Source organism: Spiroplasma endosymbiont of Cantharis lateralis (genome assembly GCF_964030855.1).
Lineage (GTDB): Bacteria > Bacillota_I > Bacilli_A > Mycoplasmatales > Mycoplasmataceae > Spiroplasma_A.
Genome location: NZ_CAXIQF010000008.1, coordinates 437,984 through 458,458, shown reverse-complemented (window position 1 = coordinate 458,458; position 20,475 = coordinate 437,984). Strand labels below are relative to the sequence as shown.

The following is a 20,475-nucleotide window of genomic DNA, read 5'->3' as shown; positions in this document are numbered from 1 at the left end:
ACCTCCTATTAAAAATTCACTCTTGAATATTTTTTTATAATTACTACATCATTTATTTCTTCAATTGTTTTCTTTGTTCTTATAGCATAAGGCAAAGTATTTACAAATGTAAATAGCAAGACTATTAAAACCACTCCATTTGTTTCAAACATTTTTGGATAAAATGTACTTATGAATCTTACAGAAATTGGATTATAGAATGTTAAATAACTAATTAAGAATAGATCAATAGAGTTCGTTATTAAATCATACTTAATTTTTTTTCTAAAGAAAACTCATACAAATGAACAAGTTAGTAAAGTCATTGATATTATAAAAGTTAAAAACTGTTTTGCAATATCATTCTTTATTAATGAGGTTCATATGTAAATTATATTTAGAGAGTTATACTCTTCAGATAAAATGTTTTCATTAAAAGTTAAAATAAATCCTGTTGATATCATCATAAAAAATAAAGGTACAAGTAAAACAGTGAATAGACTTCTTGTCTCTAAAAAAGTTTCAAATTTGACAACAAAAGAATATCTCCTATTCATTAAGTATGAAGCTAGTAACATAATTAAAAGTATAAATCCAAAAATAATAACTTGGAGATATAAACTTAGAATAATATTATAAAATATAAATCCAATCATGGGAAATATTGCAATTTTTAAAATATCTTTTGTAAAATTTTGATTAAATCTTCTTTGAATTGTAAAAATAAATGCATACAATAAAAATAATATTTGATAAGAACTATCTCAAGAAAAGGATATATATCCTCCTAATACAAACCCTATAAAAATTGGACTATACCTTTCCCTAACATTAGCTGTTGTATATCTTAATAATAGCGTTGCAGCATAAAATATTAAATAGAGAAGAATCATATCACCTGTAAAAATGGAGTAATCTAATCATCAGAAAATTATTCTTGTAATAATGAATGTTATAAAGCTAATAATAAAAACAGTTATTCTATTATTTATTTTCATTTTTGGAGTAAAAGATTCATAAAATAAGAACAATATTGAAGTAATTATAAAAGCATCTAAAATAATTAATAACGGAACAATTAAATCCTTATACTGATATGGTTCAATATTCACCATCATTATTACTGAAAGTTGAAAAGTATATCAACCCTGAAACGGCTTAAATCCAAGAAAGTTAAATAAAGTTGAATCATTAAAAAAGGATACAGGGTTATCTTTTAATCAATACAAAATAGCCAAAGTATTTTTATGTCTACTAAAATTTTCTTTTGAGATATAGTTAAGTGATGCATAATCAATAGCTATAAAAATAACCACTACTAATATAAATATTAGCGAGTCAATTTTTAAAAAATTAGTGTTTAGTCAAAACTTTATAAAAATAAAACAAAATAAAAGATAAATTAAAGAAATTGCAAATGTATAATACACAAAGAAAACATAAGGAAGAACTGATATTAATTGCAATGGAAAAGTGAATACTGATATAAAAGTAAAATAACTAAAAAAACCTGTAGCTATTGCTACAAAGTGATTCTTAATTTTAAATTTAAAAAATTCAATGAATATTAAGCCTGATGTATAAAACATAAACAAATATAACATTGATATTCCTATTGCAATAAATATTGAAGAACTTATCATATTTTCACCTTTATAAATTATAGCACCTAGAAAGTGCTTAAAGATTCTTAAAAACTAAATAAAAAAAATTGATTTATATCAATTTTATTTGCCTTTTAGAACATAAATATTTTCATTTTTTGGATTAACGTTAATTACTGTTGATTCATTAATTACTGAAGAACTAACTGTTGTATCTTCAATACCATACATAGCATGAGAAATTTGATTTCCTTTATCAACAATTTCATCTACATCTATTCCATATTCTTCTAAGTTTTTCTTTCTTGATTGAGAATTTTTTCTTAAAAGAGTTTTTTGAATAATTGGAAGATTTCTTATAATACCATTAAATAATTTAGCATTAAGAATATATGAGAATAAAATTAGAACAAAAATTGTTGAGAATATTGTCCCAAAGAATAAACCAATTAGAGGGGCAATATGAGCTCCTTCTCCTGTGGCACTTCTAATATCTAAATATTTACTAATTAAAAATGCATTTAATAAAATAGCAATAAATGTAGGAACAATCAATATTAAGAAATTATTTACAACATATTTTTTATTAGAGTTGTAAGTGACATATTTTCAAACATAAATTCATAAATAACCATATCTAATAATTAAGCAAAGTAACTTAATTAAATACATACTAACAACTCCAATAACTAAACTATTAATTCCCCCAACACCAGCTGTAACTAATATAAATGGTACCAAAACAGCTGTAATTATATAAACAACCCCAATTATATTTTGAAATTTTGAAACTTCTCCATATCTTCCTTTTGCCTGAATTAAAGTCATTTGACTATCACAAAGAATTGTAAATGCAGTAACTGCAGCATAAAGCATTGAAAAAATTGGTGTATAAAACATAAATTCAAAAGCCTTTGTACTTGGGTTTGTTGGGTCAGTTAAAGTAATATTTTTACCATAAAGTGCACTAACAAAGTATGGAGATAATATAGACATATTAATAAACGTAAAGGCTGCTATTAAATAGCTATAGAGCTCGTATTTTGCATAACTATTTCAATTAATTCTTCCTCTTCTTGCAACTAATGTAACAAAAAATTCTCTAAAGGATACAATAAAATTTGTCATTATTAGCCTAACGTTTAGAGCAACAACTAAATAAAGTGAAAGCGTTGATGAAACATTTAGGCCAAAAATTACTGAAGCTATTGCAATATCTGAATTTAATAATAATGTTGACCCTAAGTTAGATCAAGTTATTTTTGAAGTTGTGGTATTTAATTTAAAACTATTGAAATCTCGATAATATTTCAGTCATAAATATTTTTTTCTAACATATAAATATATTAATAATCCCTTTACAGGCGAATAGAGTAATATAGGAATAAATGCTATTACTGGATTACTAGCCTTTGCCAATAAATAGAAAGTTAATCCATTTACTAAAATATCTGTAAAAAGAATTGTTATTCTTCTTATAACATTTTTATTATCAGCTATAATTATAGTTTCATAAACACTAAATCAATAAGCAGAAACAAAGTTTTTTGATCCAAAGATTAAAGCAATAATCATTAATTGTCAATATGGGGCAAATTTGTCATCAGTTAAATTCAAGCCAATATTAGTTCAACTATTTGGATCAAAAATGCTACTATCTTGTGCATTTACTCCTGCATATAATGGGTAAGCAAGTGCAGTTACAGTAACTAAGACTAATCCAACAATAGCTGATCTTCTAAAACTTTTTTTTGCTGTTGAGTAAATCTCATTTGCACTAATTCAATCATTAGTTACTAGTGGTTTTACAAGTAAAATTGACGCAGCAATCCCTAAGGCTCCCTCTGCTGTTGCAATAATTGCAGAGAATGATGTTACTAAACGCACAAACCCGTTAAACTCAGTTCCAAATTTTTCTAAAACTCAGTACATTGTTAAAAATTGAATTATTGCATTTAGAGTAGATATTGTTGTACCAACAATAACACTAAAAATACCTTGTCTTGTAGATAACATCTCAAACCTCCTAATATATTATTTTAATTTTAACATTAAAAGCTATATTTTGATTTGTATTCATTACCATTTAAATATTCCAAATGACCTTCAAAATTATTAAAAACTATCTTATAGGCAATTAAATCAATTTCTCTTAAATGACTTCTCTTCCCACCATATCTAAAATCTTTACATATTGGAGATTTATAAAAATTGCAAACAGCTCTAATTTGGTGCTTTCTACCTGTTAATATTTGAACTTCATATATATTATTTTTTTCATCAATTAACTTATTTACTTGTTCAACCTTTTTTGCATTATTAAATTTATCAATTCTAAATTTTGCCTTTTGATTATCATTATCATATTTAATATATCCTGATATTTTTCCTGTCTGCAAATTATCATTTTCTGTTTTTGCTAAATAAAGTTTTTTGATTTTAGTTTTATTATTTAACTCATTTAAAAGAATATCCAAAGTAATTTTATTTTTTGCATAAATGACTAACCCCTTTGTTAGCTTATCAATTCTATGAACATGACTAATGACAAAACTATTTTCCAAATCTGGATTATATTCATTTTTATTTTTTAAATAACTCTTTACCATTTGATCTAAATTTATATTCACTGGTGAGTGCACTTCAAGATTAGCTGGTTTATCTACAATTACAATATTTTCATCTTCATAAACTATTTCTAGTTCAGAAAAGTCCACTTCCAAGAACTGATCTCTTTTCTCAGTTTCACTACTATCATAAATTTTAACCTCATCATTTAACTTTATTTTTTGTTTTGTATCTTTAATTTTGATATCATTAATTTTGATTTTTCCTTTTCTAAACCATTTATAAATGATAGATAAATTAGTGGATTTAAAATTTTTTTTAATAAAATTAAAGACTGTTTGATCAACATCGTTTTGATTGACTTTTATTATTGTCATAAGTAACCTCTTTTTTCTGTTTTTAAATAATAAATAAGATTAGAATAAATGCTAATAAGTTATTTAGCAAGTGTACTATTCATGAGAAAGTCATATTCCCTTTAGTAAATAAAAATACTCCTGATAATATAAAACCTGCTGAAGAATAACTAAGAATATGTTGAAAATCAAATGCTGGTCCGTAATGAACAAACCCGAAAAACATTGCACTTCCTACAAAACCTAATCATCTATTTGAAGCATTTAAATTGAAACAATTTCTAAGACATAATTCTTCACAAAATGGAGCGACAACAACAGTAAGTATAAATAATAAAATAATATATGTTATTTTAATTGACTTATCACTATCTCTCAGTATACCAATTAAGTTTTTTTGGTTTTCACTTTCTGAGGCTCCCATTAACTTTGTTTCAATTAAATTTAAAAAAATAAAAGTTGAAACGAAATACAGTATTACTGTACCTACAATTCCTATTATAATAATTTCTTTTCATTTATTTTTTAAAGTTTCTTTAAATCTTTTAAAGATTTTTCTATCATAAAATATAGCCAAAATTATGATTATAACCTCTATTAAAATCATAGTCAGAATTGAAGAAAAGGCAGATATTAATTCTTCATCATTATTTAAAGCCGAATTGATTAAAAGCATTATAAGCCCAGTAAAAATAAAAACTATTTGTGGACCTATAATTAGTAGATAAATTCAAAAATAGCCACCTTTAAAAAATCCAGGTCCATTTCTTAAAATATTAAAAACCATTCCAATAATAACTGATACTAAATATAAAAGAGCGAAAGCTTCCTTATTATTATTACCAAAAAGAGCAATAAATATAGACAAAATAAATGGGACTATTAGTACGGAAGTTATAAAAATCATTCCATCAGTTTTATAATTTAATATATCAAATCTAAATTTTGCCTCTTCGCTTAAACCGAAGTGTTTATCTCTAAATTTGCTTACCTTTTCTTTCATTAAATCACCTTTTTAATTTTACTCCAAAAAGCTTCTAAAAAAATAAAAAACACTAACTAATAGGGTCTTTTAAATATTTAAATTACTTAACTTCAATTATTAAATCACCTTTTTTTACTTTACCAGTCTTTAAAACTTCAAATTTTCTTCCACTCATAGAATCAGTTGTAAAAATTAATGGTGTATTCATTGAAGGTACTTTTTTAGATACCTTTGCCATATCTACGTTTACTAATAATTCTCCAGCTTTAATATTTGATCCTTGTTTTACTTTAATATCAAATCCTTCACCATTTAGTGAAACTGTATCTAATCCAATGTGTAATAATATTTCAACTCCATTTGAGTTTGCTATACCATATGCATGACCACTTGGAAAAACTGTTACAAGTTTTCCATCTATTGGTGCTACAAATTCTCCATTATCAGGAATAAATGCTATTCCATCTCCAAGCATTTTTTCTGAAAATACTTCGTCTTCTACTTTTGATAGGTCAATAATTTCACCATCAACTGGTGCAAAAACTTCTAACTTTTTATTTTTTGTGAATAATCCCATAATTTACCTTCTCCTCAAACATTATTTTACAATAAAAAAATGTTATTATTATATTTTTAAATAAAAAAAATAATTCTTACGAATTACTTGTTTTTCATTACTTCTTTAACTAATTTTAAAACCTCAGAAGAAGTTTCACATTCTAAAGCTTTATCTGCCAATTGCTTTACTTCTTTTAAAGTTAATTTTGACATAATGCTTCTAGCCTTTAAAATACTTGTTGCTGACATTGAATACGCATCAAGTCCTAAACCCATTAATAAAGGAAGAGCATCTGGTTCTCCTGCCATTTCTCCACACATTCCAGCTCATTTTCCGTGTTTGTGTGCTCCATCAATTGTCATTTTTAATAATCTTAAAATTGAGGGATTATATGGTTGATATAAGTAAGTAACGTTTTCACTCATTCTATCAGCTGCCATTGCATATTGAATTAAATCATTTGTTCCTACTGAAAAGAAGTCAGCATGTTTAGCAAAATTTTCAGCATTGACTGCTGCTGCTGGAATTTCAACCATCATTCCAATTTGTAAATCCTTACCAACTTTAATTCCTTCTTTTTTTAATTCTGCTTTACATTCTAATGTAAATTTTTTTGCAGCTAAAAATTCATCAATTGTTGCTATCATTGGAAACATTATTCCTACTGGACCAAAAGCACTAGCTCGTAGTAAAGCTCTTATTTGATCTCTAAAAATATCTTTTCTATCTAAAGTAAATCTAATTGCACGATATCCTAGAAATGGGTTCATTTCGTGTGGAAATGAGAAGTATGATAACTTTTTATCACCACCAATATCTAAAGTCCTAATAATAGTGATTTTACCTTTCATATCTTCAACAACTTTTTTATATGAAACAAATTGTTCTTCTTCTGTTGGAAAATGATCATTGTCCATATATAAGAATTCACTTCTAAATAAACCTATTCCTTCTCCACCATTTTCAAGAACAGATTCTACATCCTTAGGACTTCCAATATTTCCCTCTAAAACAAAGCCGTCAAATCCATCTTTAGTTAAAGTTGGTTTATCTTTTAATTTTTTTAATTCTTCTTTTTCTTTTTCAAAGTTTTCTGCTAATTTTTTTCATTGATTTTTATCTGAAGGATTAATTTCAATATCACCAGTTTCACCATTTATTGCTAAAACATCTTTATCTTTCACGTCACGTAAAATAGTTTTCAAACCTAAAACTGCAGGAATTTCTAAACTTCTTGCCATAATAGCGGCATGACTAGTTCTTCCTCCAATATTACATGCAAAACCCTTTACAAATTTTGGATTTAATTGTGCAGTTTGAGATGGAGTTAAATCTTCAGCAACAATAATAACTTCTTCACTAATTGTTGCTAAATCTGCTACAGGGAGATTTAAAACATATCTAATTAATCTTTCAGTTACATCTTTAATATCTGCAGCTCTTTCTTTAAAATATTCATCATCCATTGCTTCGAACATGGCCATATATTTATCGGTTACTTCTTTAATAGCTTTTGCAGCATTATAATTTTTATCTTTAATTAAAGTTGTAAATTCTTCTGCCATTGCTGGATCTTCCAATATTGAAGCATGAGCTTCAAAAATAGCTGCCTTTTCTTCCCCTAGTTTTTCTTTTGCAATTACTTGCAAATTTTCTAAATCAACTTTAGCTTTTGCAATTGATGAAGTTACAAGAGTTAATTCTGATTCAATATTTTTTGGTATTACATCTGAGATAATTATTGGTTGTTCATCTAATATATAAACCTTAGCGATTGATATACCATTACTTGCACCAATTCCTGACATTTTTTTAGACATTAAAATCTCTCCTTTAAAACAAATATATTATAACAAATATTGCATATATAGAGTGTAAACAGAATATAAAAAAACAACTATTTATTAGTTGTTTGATATTATTATTTTAAAAAGTTTAGGTTTTTAAATACTTAGTTAGAGATAATAATTTATCTAAAATTAGTTACTAAGACCTTTTTTCTTAATTTTTTATTTGATAAAACAATTAAATATTGCATAACCTATATACTTATCAGTTTCATTTGAGGCCAAAGCAAAATGCTCGCCACTACCTCCAGCATTATTTCCTCATCCTCTAAAGTTTATATTGCTTTCATTTATATCTTTATTTTTACTTAATTCAAGACCTAATTTAATGGCTTCATCTGAATCACGACTTTCTAGTTCAAGTTCAGTTTCTGAATAATTAAATTGTTCACTAAATGCTGTTACTTCTCTTCCTTTTAATCATCATGAGCGTATTTCCTTAAAATTATCTATCATTTCCTCAAGACCTTTTATTGACTCTGGAAATTCTGATAGATCTTGTGCTATCATTAGGTCTAGATCATGAAAAGCCTAATTTTCATCATAAAAATCTGATACTGATGCATATTTTCATAACACCATTTCAGTTTCTACTAATACATTATCTTCATTATACTCTCAAACACTAATGACAGTATCTTCGCTTTCCAATTTTACAATTTTATGGGCCGCTACCAGTATAATTGTATAATATTCCTCAAATCTACTTTCTATTTCAAAATTTTCAATTTCAGAATCATCTTTTCCCTCCTCATACATTTCAGCAGTTTTAAATTCAGTAACTGCTTGTTTCTTAGATAAATCTAATATAATTTTTTTAGCCTCATCCACATTAGTAGGGAATTTTGGAAGTTTAAAATCACTATTTTGTATTGTATTACAAGATACAACTGCTACACTTGCTGAAGCAACTAAACTAGTTGTTGCTAAAATCGATAATATTTTTCTCATTTCATTTTCCTTCTTGTCTTAATTGACATAAAAATTATATACCTATTAGGTATACTTTTATAGTTAAAAAGGTATAACTTTAAATTTTTTTTAACATTGTACTGTTCCTTTTTTTCGGACACCTATATTTTATAACTAACTCTATTATTATTATAAAAATATTGATACATTTTCAAATTATAAATATATTGATTTACAACATTGTATTTATAACCTTCCTTGATCGCTTCTCTTTTAAGAGTACTTCAAAAACCTTCAATATATCCATTGTCCGTTGATCTACCAATTCTAGACATACTTAAGCCAAAATCAAATCACATTGTAGCTAAGCGATATTGATAAGATTTAAATTCTGAGCCATTATCAGAGTGAATAATTGAGTTTGGTTTAAATGTTCCAAATTCATTAACCATATTAAAAAATGACTCTAATACTAATTTCATACCTTTAATATTTTTAGTTACCAAACCATAAACTTTTTTAGTGTTTACATGATAAAAGGCGCAAGTGTATAGTTTGCATCCTGCTATTATTTTCTCGGTAATATCAACAGAGAAAATATCTCCATAATTTTTCAAATCTGTTTGATATTTAAATAATCTAGGATACTTACCATTTTTTTCTGGAGTAACTGATTTATTCTTTTGTATTTTATAGTTATTAGGTTTTAACTTTAAAAACTTCATTATTCGCAAAACTTTTTTATGACTACAATTTAGATCTAAATACTTCATTAATCTTCTAGAACCATAGATTTTAACTTCATTTTTATAAACATCATTAATTCTCAAAACCAAACCTCAATTAATTGCCTTAATTTTTGGTTTACCTTTTGATAATCAATCATAGTAAGTACTTTTTGCTAAATCAATTATTCTACAAAGTCTTCTAATTGCAATATTTGGGTATTTAATTGTAAAGTTATAAACTACTTTTGATTTAAATGTATTTAACTCTCACTTATTTACTTCTTTCTATCAATCATTTCTCTTAATTCTTTAAAAATTTCATCTCTTAATTTTAAGTCTTCACTCTCTCTTTTTGATTTTTTAAGCTCTCTTTTTAAATTTATAATCTCCTCATTATTGGCTTTAAAGGATTTTTTAAATCCACTTCTTCCATTTTCGTCATAAATTTTTATTCAGTTTTTCAATCTTGATTTATCAATTCCTACTGCTTTTGAATACTGTGCTAATAACAAATTAGATTTGTAAAAATTTAATACTAATTCAATTTTTTGATTGATTGAATACTTAGTCAAAATAAAACCTCTCTTCGTTCACAAATATTTTATATCAATATATAAAGTATTTTTAAAATGTGTCCGAAAAAAGGTTACACTACAATTTTTTTTAACATCTAGATTTTTACTTTTATCTTGACATATTTTTGATGTTTAATAATAGACTTTACTGCTAAATTAATTTGTCAACAAAGTATTCTAATAACTATATTTAATTATAAAATTATGAGCTACTATTACTTTCATTTTATTTAACTCTTTAGATTAATTCTTATTTTTTTAAATCTCAATGCTTAATTTAAATTCTCTTTATCTCTTTTTATTTTTTTAAATTTATAATATCTTCATTACTATTTTTAAAAACTATTAAAACAAGGTCTTTTATATTAATCATATATTTTATTGACTATTTCAGTCTTAATTTATTAATTCATAATGTTTTTAAATAACAAATTGATAACAAATTAGATTTATAAAAATTTAATAGAAATCCAGTTTTTGGTTCATTAAATACTTCTTAAAAGATAAAACCTTTTTACATTAACAAATACTTTATATCGTTATATAAAGTATTTTATAAGTATGTTTGAAAAAATATTAAGCTACAACTAATAATTAGTTCTTTATAATATTTTTAATTTTTTTATTATCAATTATTTCTTTATTGACCTTATATGTTACTTTTTTTTCTACATAAATATTGTAACAACTCATAATTATGAAAATGGCTGCAAAAATAAACATTAAAGCTTGTTTCAATTTTCCTAATCTTGCCTTTTTCAAAACTTGCTGAGTAACTTTCCCATATGCATCAATTCATTGAGCATAAGCTACCATATAATTTATTGTACTCATTAATAATAAAAAGGAAGCTACCAAAATAATTGATGCACTGACAATTCTTCTAGTACCACCAGTTTTTTTCAATAAATTAAAATGATTTAATGTAAGCAAAAGAAGAAAAAAGAACCAACCAAAATAACCTCAAAGATTTTGATATGTGAATAAAGCAAAACTATAATCAAAATCTCAGGAAATTTTAGCTTCATAATTCTCTATTTGTTTTTGTGCAAAATAAATTGAACCTTCATTTTTACCAATTAGATTTAATTTTATGAGGTTTCCACTTTCCGCTTCAAATACCATAGGCATAAAAAATAATATAAGAATTGAAAGTAAAGATAAAATCAAATATAAAATAAATGTGGTTTTTCAATTATTTTTAGCATTAAAAATATTTTTAACTTTTATCATTTTAACTTTCTCCCTTATCTACTTCATATAAATCCTTAAATAAACCTTCTTTTTTTATTAACTCGTTAAAGGTTCCAACTTGTGCAATCTTTTTGAATGAGTCTAATACAAAAATCTTGTCATAATTTTTAATTGTAGTTAATCTATGTGCTATTGTTATTGTAGTTTTTCCTACTATTAATTTATCCAGTTCAATAGAAATTTCCTTTTCAACCAAATTATCTAAAGCACTTGTAGCTTCATCTAAAATAATTAGGCTTGGGTTCTTTAAAAATGTTCTTGCTATAACAAGTCTTTGTTTTTGACCACCTGATAATTGTTTTCCTCTTTCAAATAAAAATGTATCATACTGATTTTCTCAACTCATTATTAAATCATGAAGTTTGGCTTTTTGACAAGCTTCTACTATCTCATCATCAGTGGCATCATTTTTAACATAAAGTAAATTTTCTTTAACTGTTCCTGAAAGAATTTGTGGTTCTTGATCTACATAACCAATATTTTGAAGTCAGTTTTTTAAATCTATATCTTTTAATTCCATATCACCATTTACTTTTATTGAGCCTTCATAATTTTCATAAAATCTTAAAAGTAATCTTGTAACTGTAGATTTACCACATCCTGAGGGTCCAACAAAAGCATATGATTTTCCTTTTTCAAAACTTATTGATAAATTATTAAGAATATTATTTTCAGGAGAGGTTGGATAAGCAAAAGAAACATTTTCAAAAACAATGCTTTCTATTTCTTTTTCTTCAATAAATTTAGGTTCTTTAATATCAACTATGTTATCTTCATCATTTACAATACTTGCAATATTTTGAGATGATTTATTTGTTGAACTGATACTTTGGAGAATTGTATTTAATTGAAATATTGGTGTTACCATAACAAAAATACCTGCAGTAAATGTAGAAAAAACAGTTATTAATTTACTTGTATCTGAAGCATAAATGAAGACTCCAAAAACTATTGATGATAGAGTTAAACATCCTACTGCTCCAATTATAATTCCTGGAATTATAGATATTGCAAAATTTAATTTTTTATTATACTTATTTTGTTTTTCATTTTCTTCACTAAAATGTTCAATTTCTTTTTCTCATGTTCCTGTTGATTTAATTAATCTTATTGCAGATATTTTTTCAGTAATCTCAGAGTCACTTTTTGATTTAGCTTCCATACTTTTTTTTACTGGTTTTGCAATTAGTAAAACTACAAATAAAGCAATTAACATTACTCCTAGTATTAAACTAAACATTAATATGGAAATTAATTTATCAATATAAACTAACATTGCTGTAGATCCAATTGTTGAAAAAACTATAAATAATAAAATTATAGGTGCAACTTTTAATTGCTCAGAAATATTTTTACAATCTTTAACTATTGTTTCAGTTATTTTTCCTTGAGAGTTTTTATTATAAAAGTCCACATTTTTTGTTAATAAAGATTTAATTAATTTATTTTTTAAATCAGTTTGAGCTTCCTCACTAATAATCCCACAAAAACAATAAGCTATATACATACAAATTATTACAAGTACTATTGTTGCCAAAAGAATATATACTCATTGAATTTTTGTAATAGAAAGTCCTAAAAAGATAGCAACCACATTTTTACCATCATAACTTAAATAATCAAAATAAAATTTTTGTAAAATATTATTAATAAGTTCCTTTGGCATTTCTAACTCATTGCTCAAAATAAACTCTTCAATTTGGTTAAAAATTTCTTTTTGGTCTTCTTCAATAAATGGAATTAGACCGTTTATAATTTCAGATAATAATTCTTTATTATTTAAAGTTTCTATCAAAGACTCTCCAATTAAAATAGAGGTTATTTGCCTTGCTATTAGTATATTAAAAACAGAAAGACAAGAAACCAAAATTATAAAAGATATTGCAAAAATGGATTTTACTTTATGTTTTTTTCAATAAAAAAACCAGAGTCCAAAAAAGCCTTTGCTTTTTTTAAATTCTGTTTTTTCTTTATATTCAATTAAAGATTCATCATCTATGTATCTTATAAAAAAATCTTTATTCATTTATTTTCCCTTTTTATATTTTTGACTTTCTTGATCAAACTAAGTAAGCCAAATAGTTTAATCCACATGATAGTAATAAGTATATCATATAAATCACTGGTACGTTATAACCTATTTTTCTCTTTAAGTTAACTTTTGAAAAAATAGGGCTTAAAGGTTCATTACCCTCATTTTCTCTTAAATCATACTTAGCCAAATCTGTATAGTTAGAATAACCTGTTGTTATTCCTGTATATGATAATACAGAAGCAGAAAACATTAGGTCTTTATTTAAAGAACTTCCAAATAATTGACTATGCATTGATGAAAAATGTTGAAAAATATTAATATTATTTTTTAGAATAGATTCATTTGTCCAATTTTGATATGTATCATAAGCTTCATAAGGAGTCTTAAACAAATTACCATCTTCTGATGAACCAGAAGTTCAATCTGCATTATAAAGCTCTCCTCTTCAAAACATATTATTTAGTCATGCTTCTGTAAGAATATTATTAATAATTAATAGTTCTGGGTATCTTAGATAAACTTTATATATCTCGTCATTTTCTTCTATATCATTATTACTTATTGAAGTAGATAAATGACTAAAATTACTTGCAAATACATAAGTGCTATTATCAAAAAGGTCTCTTGTTGCTGATAAAGCAAAAACATACTTAGAGTAAATTGAATTTGTTCAATTTAATAGAGCGCTATATTTCTTTGTAGCTTCTTGTTTTTTTAGTCATTTAATTAATGGTGATAAATTATGAAATTCAAATTCACTCTCATAATCAAAATCTATATAACTGCCTTGATATCCTGGACTTGAAATAGTAGGTTTATTATTATCTGATTTCATACCTTGATAAATAGTTTGATAAATCTCATCCAAAATTTTAAAAATCTCTGTATTTTGTAAGACTGGTACTGGCTTTATTTCATCAATCTCAATTTCTTCATCCTCTTGAAAATAAACGCTTGGAGCTCCTCCATATAATGCAGCCATTAAAGTATTATAAGCATGACCTTCTTCTTTGCCCAATTTTGATAATTTATAATAATTAATATCTTCAGCATTTAAAGTTTCTATGTTCAAATTTTTTTGAACCTCACTTAAAAAAACTGAGTTACTTTGATTAACTACTGAATCTACAAAGATTGAGTTAACTGCTTCATCATCTTTAAATGTTTCATAAAATGATTTAGAAATATTTATTTTCAGATTTGTTTTCATAACTGAAATATTATTAATAGGTTTTGAGAACTCTATAATTGATGGTATTGAAGTAAACATTGATGATAAGCAAAGAATCATTGCTATCATTATATTTAACATCACACTTCAAGCAATAGAACAAATAATTGTTACTAAAAATACAATAGGACTTCAAGCAATAGTTAGAAAAAAATAAAATATACAATTGCTTAAAATAATACCTGATATTAAATCAAATTTAAACACAATTGATGAAGATATAATTATTTTTATAGCTGAATTTATAGCTGCCACTCCACCAACAAAACTAATAAATACAAATCATCTTAGCAAAAATGATTTTTTAAATTTAATACCAGATCTCGTTTCAATATTTTGAATACCATCCTGCATTTGTTTCTTTATTAATTCCGTCGAGATTATAACCATAAATACTATAAAGAAGAATACTTCACATATAAATGATATTGAGACAAATATAACTCCGATAGTAATAGCATTAAAAGGAGTTTTTAATAAACCTGCTGTGGTTGAAGAAAAGATAAAAGTTACAATAATTGAAATTATAGCTGTAGATAAAACTGCTTTATTTCTTATCAAACGCTTAAGATTAATAAGAAATAAAGTTTTAAATCCATTAAACTCTTTTATTTTCTTACTCTTTGAAGTTTTAATTTTAATTGCTTCCATATTAAACCACCATTTCCTTATTCATATAAATTTCCTTTAAAAGCTTCTCACCGTTATTTTTTTCAGCCATTATTTCCTTATATAATTTTGCAATTGATTCACTTTTATTATCAAAATCTTTTTCCAAAACTATTTCTCCATCTCTTATAAAAACAACATAATTTGCAACTTCTTGTAACTCTTCTAAGATATGACTAGTAATTAAGATTGTCACTCCTATTCGAGAAAGTTCATGCAAGATATTCATAAAAGATAATTTAGCTTCCACATCAACATTTGCTGTTGGTTCATCAAAAACAATATATTCAGGTGCTCTTACAAGTACACTTGCCATAATTGCCCTTTTCTTTCAACCAGCACTTAAACTTTTAATTTTTTTATTTTTATATGGTTCTAACGAAAGCATTTTAAAAACCTTATCAGCATTTTCCTTGGCTTCATTTTTCGATATATTATTAACTGCACAAATATATGCAACATAGTCTTTTAATTTCATATTTAAAGGAACACTATTTGAATCTGGGAAAAAAGCAATTCTTTGAAGATTTTGCTCTTCAAAGATACTTTTACCATCCATTAATATTTCTCCTTGCTCTAATTTTAATTCTCCGAAAAGAGCCTTAATTGTTGTAGTTTTACCAGCACCATTATCACCTACAAAGGCTACTACTGAACCTTTTTTAATTGTAAAACTAACTTGGTTTATAACAAAACCGCCTAAGTCTCTTGTAATATTTTTTACTTCAATCATCTTAAAGCTCCTTTCTATAATTTAGCTTTCTTATCAAAAATTAAATATCCAACATAGCCCAATGGCATAATAATTACAATATAGCAAAAGTAAGCAAGTGGTATTATGAATGATGTACTTTTCTTTATCTTGTTTTTTTCATAAACTGGTTTCATAGAAGAGCCTCTTGACTGATTTTCTGAACTAGAATTCTCAAAATCAAAAATATTTTTTATACTTAAAAATTGTCCTTGAAAGAAAACAGTACCTGTCGAATTATATGAATCATTTAATAATCTAGATGAAAATAATCCAGTTGACATTGCTGCAAAGTGTCTAGATATATCGGTTGTTAAAGTATTAGATTTTTTAGAAATATTAAAGTAAGAATATAATCCCTCGTCAATAGTTACCTCTTCATTATCTGGTAATATTGGCCTAACTACATCAAACTCCATTGACTCTTTTCATAAATTTATAATTAATGCATTAATAATTGTTAACTCAGGAAATTTTTTATAGACTTTAGCCATTTCATTATTTTGCTGTATAATTTCCTTATTTTGGCAAACTTCTAAATTTGTTTTACCATCTTCATCTGTTAAAGTTAAGTTACAAAAATCATCCGAGAAATTATCACTAAAATTTTCTTGACCAAATTCATATACTTTCTTTCAAGAGAAAAAATCAAAGTTTTTATGATAACTTAAACCTTTACTATTTACAAGAGCTAAGTCAAATATCTCATTATAAGTTTTATTGTTTGAATAATTTGAATAATTATTATCAGCAATAATTGAGGTTTTATATTTGTTATAAAAATTTTTAATAAATACAAGCATATTTGAATATTCTGGCAATATCTCAGAAATCTGATTTACAAAATTATCTATATCTATATCTTTGGATTCTACTTCGTTGGCATTATAATATTGAGATTCACCCTTTACGAATAATGAAGGAACCTCGTTTTCATTTTCAGAGATAAGTACATCCTTATTCTCCAGTGTAGTTTTATTTATTTTTTCAATTATTTTTCAAATAGGTGTTTTTTCCAATAAATATTGTTGCTCTACTTCATCGTTTGTTGAAAAAATATTATAGTTATAATAAACTTGACCAAATCCAATATTTTTAAGAAGAATATGTGTCGCCTTTTCATAATTATAGTTTCCATTATTGCTAAACTCATTTTTACTTAAATATCTTTTTGAATTTCATCCAGGGAAAAACTCTTCTGTAGGAACAATTTTATATGAAAATTTTTTATTAGCCTTATCTTCAATCTCTTCAGTTTCTTCATATTGCTTTAAAGGATCTAAAGTATTAATTAAGTAACTATTCATTCCTTGTAAAGACAATGAATTACCATTACCATCATCGTCATTAAATAATTCCTTATCTTTTTTAAAATTATTATAAAAGTCTTGTGCAGAAAACATTTTAATATTTGTTTTTCAATTATCTACTTTTGTTGTACTTATAATAAATTTAAGTGAAGCAAACATTGGTGCTAATCCTACAGTAATCATAAATATCATTGAGAATAAAGTTGCAAGTGATGTTTTAAAAACAACCATTATCAAAGATATAAAAATAGTTGAAAATAATGCTAAAAAATAAAAGAAGAACGTTTGTGAATAATGTAAATTAAAGAATAATGTACTATTATTTAAACTAATCAAATTTAAAAATATAGCAAATAATAAAGGTATTGTTATATAAATACAAGCTACAGTAAAAGTGATAAGAATTCTAATTAAATAAGATTTTCAGGTTTTATATCCAGCTCTTAATTCAATAGACGATATACCATCTTTGACTTGTCTTTTAAATAGATACAATGAATTTAATAATATATGAAAAATTAATGATGTTGCACCTACTAGAAATGTAAAATATTTTAATGATGAATAACTTGATATATCTGAAGTTTTAATAATTTTTGTATACTCGACTATAAAAAATATTATTGTTGCGAATGTAAATATTATTCCACTAATAATTGAGCCAATATTTTTCATACTTAGTTTTAAATTAATTGAATAAAGTAAAGTGAAATTTTTAAAATTTTTCTTTTTTAAGTTTTTATCTACTACAGTTTTTTCCATATTACCCATTTTCCTCTTTATTTCGATATAAATCTCTTAGAATATGCAAATCCTTAATTGGTTCATTCATATGTTTTTTATAAATATCCATTATGTGTTCTTTTTTTCTATCAAAATCATTTGCATAAACAATTTGTCCTTTTTTAATTAATACCAGATAATCAGCAAGTTCTTGTAATTCTTCAATTATATGACTTGTAATTAGAATTGTTATTCCCACTTTTGATAGTAGTTTAAAAATATTCATAAAATATAATTTTGATTCAACATCAACATTTGCTGTTGGTTCATCAAAAATAATATACTCTGGTGATCTAACCAAAACACTTGCCATAATAGCTTTCTTTTTTCATCCTGATGATAATTCTTTTATTTTTTTATCTTTATACGGTCTAAGCTCTAATAATCTATATACGTTATCAATGCTTAACTCTGTTCTATTTTTATCCATATTATTTGCAGCACAGATATAATGTAAATATTCATGAACTCTTATATCCAAAGGCACATTATTTGAATCTGGAAAAAAAGCCACCTTTGAAAGGTTATTATTTTTAAATAGACTTTGTCCATCAATTAATACTTCACCACTATCTAATTTAAGTTCGCCAAAAAGTGCTTTTATTGTTGTTGTTTTACCCGCACCATTATCACCAACAAAGGCTACTACTGAACCTTTTTTAATTGTAAAACTAACATCTTTTAACCCAAAACTCCCTAATTTTCTGGTTATATTTTTTATTTCAATCATAACATTCCCCTTTACAACTATTGTAAATTAATTAAACTGTTTTTTTTAATAAAAAAAAAAAAAAAACATCTTTTATGAGTAATAATCGATTATGTCCCTACATATTAACAAGCGACTTTGTCCTCCTTTATAATCAATAAATGGAGGTTTTATGAAAGGACTACTATTAAATACCATGAAACAAGAACAACTAAGATTAATTAAACAATTATCTTTAAGAAAAGACTCTATTAAAAATACAGCCTTTAAATTAGGTTATAGTGTTAGACACACAAGAAGAAAACTTAAGGAATATCAAGAAATTGGAGCAAAAGCTTTTATTCATAAAAATACAAATAAAATACCTATAAATAAAATTTCACAGTTATTTAAAGATGAAATAATTGAACTATTTCAAACAAAGTATTATGACTTTAGTATTAAACATTATTGAGAACTAACTTGAAAAAAGAAAATAAGTTACTCTGCAATTAGGCACATATTAATAGAAGAAAATATTTTAATTGAGACTCTTAACAGAAAAACAAAAAAAGATATTCGTAAAAATTTAAAGGCCGGAAACCAAGAAAATTTAACAAGCGAGTATCTTTCAAAATCAATTATAACAAGCAAACCCCATCCTACGCAAAAGAAAATTGTAAAATTTGGAGAGATATTTGAAACTGATGCTTCAAATCATCAGTGAATTAAAAATTTAAAATGTCATTTGCATATTGTAATTGATAAAGCTAGTAAAAGAATTTTGGCAGGCTATTTCAGCGAACAAGAAACTACTGAAAGTTATTATAATATCTATAAAAAAGCCTTTAAACATTATGGTTTACCAAAATTAAATGTTAGTGATAATCGAAATGTTTTTAGTAGTAAAAATAATCGTGATCACTTTGGTGATAGTGTTTCAAATACACAATTACAATTTATTTTTCACTCTTTAGGAGTAAATACAAAAACAACTTCAATTCCCCAAGAAAAAGCATTAGTTGAAAGAACTTTTGGAACATTACAAAGAAGATGACCTCAAATAATTAGACTCTTAGATTTAAAAAATATTGATCAGTTAAATGATTATTTACCCTATCTTATTCAAGAATGCAATCAAGATTTTTCAATACCTTTAGACCAATTAGAATCAGTAACTAGAAAGTTTGATCAAGATGAAGATATTGTTTTCTCTTATCGAAGTGAAAGAATTATTGATAATGGTCATAGTATTAGTTTTAAAAAAGATAAGTGATTTATATGTAAGGGTTATACTCCAATTTACTTTAAACCAAAATTAAAAGTAATGATTATGGAAACAATAAATAAAAAACATTATGCATTAATTGGAAATGACATTTACAATCTTATTCAAGTTGAAGATGAACGCTTACATGGAAATATTAAAACACTATCTAATGAAGAATTTGAAACTACTAAAGTACCCAAAATTGACTCTCCTTGAAAAGCAACTAACTGATATTTTTTTGATAGAAAAAGAAAAAATACAAGATCTATTTATTAGATAAATCTTGTATTTTGGGACATAATCGCTTATTATCTACAAATATAAAAAAAAAAAAAAAACATCTTTTGAGAAAATTGATAAATAGTAAAATT

Annotated in this window: 17 protein-coding genes; 1 reads left to right on the top strand and 16 read right to left on the bottom strand. The window is 25.0% G+C overall.

Features of this window, described 5'->3' with window-relative positions:
* Positions 1 to 8 precede the first annotated feature (8 nt).
* From AAHM99_RS04415 to AAHM99_RS04340, 16 genes are all read right to left on the bottom strand, one after another.
* Positions 9 to 1,622, bottom strand: a complete 1,614-nt coding sequence (locus AAHM99_RS04415) for a hypothetical protein (RefSeq protein WP_342275490.1) — start codon at positions 1,620 to 1,622, stop codon at positions 9 to 11.
* Positions 1,623 to 1,706: 84 nt separating this feature from the next.
* Entirely contained in the window at positions 1,707 to 3,599 is a 1,893-nt protein-coding gene (locus AAHM99_RS04410; protein WP_342275489.1) for a hypothetical protein, read from the bottom strand.
* 35 nt (positions 3,600 to 3,634) lie between these two features.
* Positions 3,635 to 4,528, bottom strand: coding sequence for a pseudouridine synthase (locus AAHM99_RS04405; protein WP_342275488.1), 894 nt, complete (start codon positions 4,526 to 4,528; stop codon positions 3,635 to 3,637).
* A 22-nt stretch (positions 4,529 to 4,550) separates the two neighbouring features.
* Entirely contained in the window at positions 4,551 to 5,510 is a 960-nt protein-coding gene (locus AAHM99_RS04400) for a CPBP family intramembrane glutamic endopeptidase (RefSeq protein ID WP_342275487.1), read from the bottom strand.
* Between the two features lie 82 nt (positions 5,511 to 5,592).
* The gene (locus AAHM99_RS04395; RefSeq protein ID WP_339029782.1) at positions 5,593 to 6,069 is read right to left on the bottom strand and encodes a PTS sugar transporter subunit IIA; all 477 of its coding nucleotides are present in this window, start codon (positions 6,067 to 6,069) and stop codon (positions 5,593 to 5,595) included.
* An 83-nt stretch (positions 6,070 to 6,152) separates the two neighbouring features.
* Positions 6,153 to 7,871 carry a phosphoenolpyruvate--protein phosphotransferase gene (gene ptsP / locus AAHM99_RS04390; protein ID WP_342275486.1) on the bottom strand — a complete coding sequence of 573 codons (1,719 nt, stop codon included), beginning with the start codon at positions 7,869 to 7,871 and terminating at the stop codon, positions 6,153 to 6,155.
* 189 nt (positions 7,872 to 8,060) lie between these two features.
* Positions 8,061 to 8,408 carry a hypothetical protein gene (locus AAHM99_RS04385; RefSeq protein WP_342275485.1) on the bottom strand — a complete coding sequence of 116 codons (348 nt, stop codon included), beginning with the start codon at positions 8,406 to 8,408 and terminating at the stop codon, positions 8,061 to 8,063.
* Between the two features lie 21 nt (positions 8,409 to 8,429).
* A complete protein-coding gene (locus AAHM99_RS04380; RefSeq protein WP_342275484.1) occupies positions 8,430 to 8,849 on the bottom strand; it encodes a lipoprotein in 420 nt (139 codons plus the stop codon).
* Between the two features lie 122 nt (positions 8,850 to 8,971).
* Positions 8,972 to 9,535, bottom strand: a complete 564-nt coding sequence (locus AAHM99_RS04375; RefSeq protein WP_342275483.1) for a DDE-type integrase/transposase/recombinase — start codon at positions 9,533 to 9,535, stop codon at positions 8,972 to 8,974.
* Between the two features lie 278 nt (positions 9,536 to 9,813).
* A complete protein-coding gene (locus AAHM99_RS04370; RefSeq protein ID WP_342275482.1) occupies positions 9,814 to 10,110 on the bottom strand; it encodes a transposase in 297 nt (98 codons plus the stop codon).
* 597 nt (positions 10,111 to 10,707) lie between these two features.
* A complete protein-coding gene (locus tag AAHM99_RS04365; RefSeq protein WP_342275481.1) occupies positions 10,708 to 11,346 on the bottom strand; it encodes a hypothetical protein in 639 nt (212 codons plus the stop codon).
* 1 nt (position 11,347) lies between these two features.
* Positions 11,348 to 13,393, bottom strand: a complete 2,046-nt coding sequence (locus AAHM99_RS04360) for an ABC transporter ATP-binding protein (RefSeq protein ID WP_342275480.1) — start codon at positions 13,391 to 13,393, stop codon at positions 11,348 to 11,350.
* 13 nt (positions 13,394 to 13,406) lie between these two features.
* Complete coding sequence (locus AAHM99_RS04355) at positions 13,407 to 15,284, bottom strand: hypothetical protein (RefSeq protein WP_342275479.1); 1,878 nt, start codon at positions 15,282 to 15,284, stop codon at positions 13,407 to 13,409.
* A 1-nt stretch (position 15,285) separates the two neighbouring features.
* Complete coding sequence (locus AAHM99_RS04350) at positions 15,286 to 16,035, bottom strand: ABC transporter ATP-binding protein (RefSeq protein WP_342275478.1); 750 nt, start codon at positions 16,033 to 16,035, stop codon at positions 15,286 to 15,288.
* A gap of 14 nt (positions 16,036 to 16,049) precedes the next feature.
* Positions 16,050 to 18,125 carry a hypothetical protein gene (locus tag AAHM99_RS04345; protein ID WP_342275477.1) on the bottom strand — a complete coding sequence of 692 codons (2,076 nt, stop codon included), beginning with the start codon at positions 18,123 to 18,125 and terminating at the stop codon, positions 16,050 to 16,052.
* Position 18,126: 1 nt separating this feature from the next.
* Positions 18,127 to 18,876, bottom strand: a complete 750-nt coding sequence (locus tag AAHM99_RS04340; RefSeq protein ID WP_342275476.1) for an ABC transporter ATP-binding protein — start codon at positions 18,874 to 18,876, stop codon at positions 18,127 to 18,129.
* Between the two features lie 151 nt (positions 18,877 to 19,027).
* Here AAHM99_RS04340 and AAHM99_RS04335 point away from each other — a divergent pair, with 151 nt between their 5' ends.
* Entirely contained in the window at positions 19,028 to 20,380 is a 1,353-nt protein-coding gene (locus AAHM99_RS04335) for a hypothetical protein (protein ID WP_342275475.1), read from the top strand.
* Positions 20,381 to 20,475 lie beyond the last annotated feature (95 nt).